This window comes from Candidatus Ichthyocystis sparus (genome assembly GCF_900078745.1).
Classification (GTDB): Bacteria; Pseudomonadota; Gammaproteobacteria; order Burkholderiales; family 2013Ark19i; genus Ichthyocystis; species Ichthyocystis sparus.
In genome coordinates, this window is record NZ_FKII01000010.1 from 1 (window position 1) to 4,132 (window position 4,132).

Consider the following 4,132-nt stretch of genomic DNA (forward strand, 5'->3'; position numbering starts at 1 on the left):
TGTACTCTTATCAACATATTCATCACTTGTATTTGTTCCTGAATATCGTGTTTTCAAATGCGACATTAAAGATGGTTCCATTGGGAAAACAACAGAAACACTACTTCTGCTACTCGCACATCCTGGTTTCAAATTCCATATTAAAGATGATGCTATTGAGGGAATACCAGCAATATCTAGGACATCGGTAAAATCTTTACAATTAACAGCATCCAAAGATTCACCTTCTAGAGCACTAGAAACTCTATCAGCCACTTCAAACCAATTAGAGTTAAAAACACGCTCTGCCCTCTTACGGATAGCAGAATCTAGTCTCAATAAAAAATTCAGCAACGCATCTCCAGTCAACTTCTCTACATCACCGACAGAAGAACTAGACAATACTTTAATGTCAGGAAGAGAACGTATAAAACCAGGTCTGTGCTTAGAATGATACTCACGAAAACATTTATGCACAAAATTAACTTCACACAGTACATTATAAGTACCGTACCAAATAGCATGTCCGGTCGCCGTAAGTTTATCCCTGGCGTTTGATGGAAGTTGTCTGTCTATCAGACGCTTGTAAGAACCTCCAGCTAGTACATCAAATTTAGAAAGGAGATCGCTAATCATTTTGCCACTATCAGGATGTAAACTAACTCCAAGTAAAGCGCAAATATCCTGATCAGCAACAATGGCTGGAGAAGAAACAGCAGCAGTACTGGATTTGGATGCGGTACCTACCAGTACTTTTAAATCTGAAGGAGCTGCTCCTGACAACTTCCCTTTTAACTTACATCTTTTTAAATCTAAAAGAGCTGCTTTTGATAACTTCCCCTTTAACCTACGTCTTTTTAAACCTGAAAGTGCTACTGCAGGAACACCAGCAACACCGAGAGTATCAATAATATCCCCACAACAAACACGACTCAATGATCCGTCTTCTAGTTCAGCCAAAACGTCGCTAAATACTTTATCCCATCGAGATTTAAATATATTCTCCACTCTCTCGGTAACATCACAATCTAGCTTAGACAAAAAACCTAATAAACTACCTCCACTTAGTGGAACTGGCTTAGAATCAGAGGAACTTGATAATACTCTAATACTAGGAAGTTCACGTATAAAATCAGGACGGTACTTGTAATGGTAGATACACTGACACTTGGCTATAAAACTAGATAGATGCAATTCTCTATACATCCTGCACCAAATAGCTGCCCCAACCTTAGAGATTCCACTATTCATGACCGTTAAGAGGTAATTATTCATAGAACACGAATAAGACATTTGCGCAGATGCACAAACATCATGAAATAGCCTAGAAATTAGTTTATAACTATCATGGTGCAACTTAAAGCCCAGAAAATCTACATACTGAGTGGACAACACCTCCCTAACAGTAGTACAAACAATCCCTGTCTCAGAGTAAGTGTAAACATGAACAGGAACAGGAACATTACTGCTACTCGCGTATCTTCCTTCTGTTCCTTCTGTAGTAGGAGCAGAAGAAGATCCATCTGCTGATGCTTTACACTTATCAACATCCTTACTATTTGTCTTTGTTCTGGAACATCGTGCTTTCAAATACGATGCTGAAGACGATGCTATTAAGGGAATACCAGCAATGTCGAGAACATCAATAAAATCTTTACAATTAACAGCATCTAAATACTCCCCTTCTAGAGCACCAGAAATGCCACCAAATACTTCACGCCAAATAGAGCTAAAAATACACTCTGCCCTACCGCGGATAGCGGAATCTAGTCCCGATAAAAAACTCAGCAACCTATCTCCAGTTAACGTCTCTACACCACCGCCAGGAGAGTCGGACAATACTTTAATGTTAGGCAGAGAAGATATAAAATCAGGCATGTGCTCGCCATAGTACTTAGAAAAACATCTGTGCACAAAATTATCCCTACACAGTACCTTATAAGTACTACACCAAATAATCAGCCCGGTCGCCGTAAGCTTATCACTCGCGTTTGATGGAAGTTGTTCGCTTAACTTACTCTTGTAAGGAACTCCAGCTGATTCAACAGCTCTCAAAATGAGATCACTAATCATTTGAGCACTATCAGGATGTAGCTTAACTCCCAGTAAATCACAAACATTCTGATCAGCATTAATGGCTGGATAAGAAACAGCAGCAGTACTGGATTTGGATGCGGTACCTACCCGTCCTTTTAAATCTGAAGGAGCTGCTCCTGACAACTTCCCTTTTAACTTGCATCTTTTTAAATCTGAAAGAGCTGCTCTTGATAACTTCCCTTTTAACTTACATCTTTTTGAACCTGAAAGTACTACTACAGGAACACCAGCAACATCGAGAACATTAATAACATCTTCACAACAAATACGACTCAATGATCCATCTCCTAGTTCAGCCAAAACGTCGCTAAGTACTTTATCCCATCGAGATTTAAATATATTCTCCACTCTCCCGGTAACATCACAATCTAGCTTCGACAAAAAACCTAATAAACTACCTCCACTTAGTGGAACTGGTTTAGAATCAGAGGAACTTGATAATACTCTAATACTAGGAAGTGCACGTATAAAATCAGGGCGGTACTTGTAATGGTAGACACACATACACCTAGCTATAAAACTAGATAGATGTAATTCTCTATACACCCTGCACCAAATAGCTGTCCCAACCTTAGATATTTCACTATTCATAGCCGTTACGAGGTAATTATCCATAGAACACGAATAAGACATTTGCGCAGATACACAAACATCATGAAATAGCCTAGAAATTAGTTTATAACTATCAGGATGCAACTTAAAGCCCAGAAAATCTACATATCTAATGGACTGCACATCAACAACAGTAGCACAAACAATTCCTGTATCGGAGTGAGTATAAACATGAGCAGGAACACTACCGCTACTCGCGTATCTTCCTTCTGTAGTAGGAGCAGAAGAAGATCCATCTCCTGATGCTTTACACTTATCAACATCTTTACTATTTGTCTTTGTTCTGGAACATCGTGCTTTCAAATGCGATATTGAAGACGATGCTATTAAGGGAATACCAGCAGTATCGAGAACAGCGATAAAATCTTCACAACTAACAGCATCCAAAAGCTCCCCTTCTAGAGTACCAGAAATGCCGCCAAATACTTCACCCCAACTAGAGCTAAAAATACGCTCCGCCCTATCGCGGATAGCAGAATCCAGTCTCGACAAAAAACTCAGCAAAATATCTCCAGTTAACGTCTCTACACCACCGCCAGGAGAATTGGACAATACTTTAATGTTAGGAAGAGAACGTATAAAATCAGGTATGTGCTTGCCATAGTAATTAGAAAAACATCTGCGCACAAAATTATCCCTACACAGTACCTTATAAGTATTACACCAAATAATTCTCTCGGTCGTCGTAAGTTTATCACTCACGTTTGATGGAAGTTGTTCGCCTAACTTACTCTTGTAAGGAACTCCAGCTAATTCACCAGCTCTCAAAAGGAGATCACTAATTATTTGAGCACTGTCAGGATGTAACTTAACTCCCAGCAAATCAGAAACATCCTGATCAGCAATAATGGCTGGAGAAGAAACAGTACCAAATCTGGAAGTAGAAGCTTCTCCTATATCATCACAAGTACTCAACCCACCAACTACAATGGTGGTTGAAGTAGTAACAGTAGAAGCCTCAACTTGCTGCAAACCAACACTAGAAACATCACTTTGTACAATGCACCCTTTGCCATCACTATCACTCTCTGATGGACCACTAAAAGTAGCAGCGCTACCAGTCACAGGTACAGGATACATAACAAACCCTCTGTTTATTTCTATTATTATTCATTTATTATTTTTACTATCAACTCACACACCAACATTGCGTAAAAGCTACAGAAGAGAAATGGGTACAGTCCCTCAAAGAAATGCACAAAACACCAAAAACAGGACCAGCAGCAAAGCATCACCACTATTGTATACAAACCCAAGAAACGTCACTCACATACAAAACAAGTGGCAGTCCGTACGTACAAAGAACACTACCAACTCGACATGATATCTTGTATATAATTTAAAAAAACAAACATTTACACCCAACATATAACAATTAATTATACAAATGAAGCATTAATATATAATGAATTAATTGCTAATTATTTAACTTAATAAACGTGCA

1 protein-coding gene is annotated in these 4,132 nt (G+C 38.8%); it reads right to left on the reverse strand.

Annotation, left to right across the window (positions count from 1 at the left end; genetic code table 11):
* On the reverse strand, nt 1–3,768 hold a 3,768-nt coding region (locus tag A6733_RS00270), incomplete at its 3' end, for a hypothetical protein (protein WP_141663419.1).
* Nucleotides 3,769–4,132: the final 364 nt, after the last annotated feature.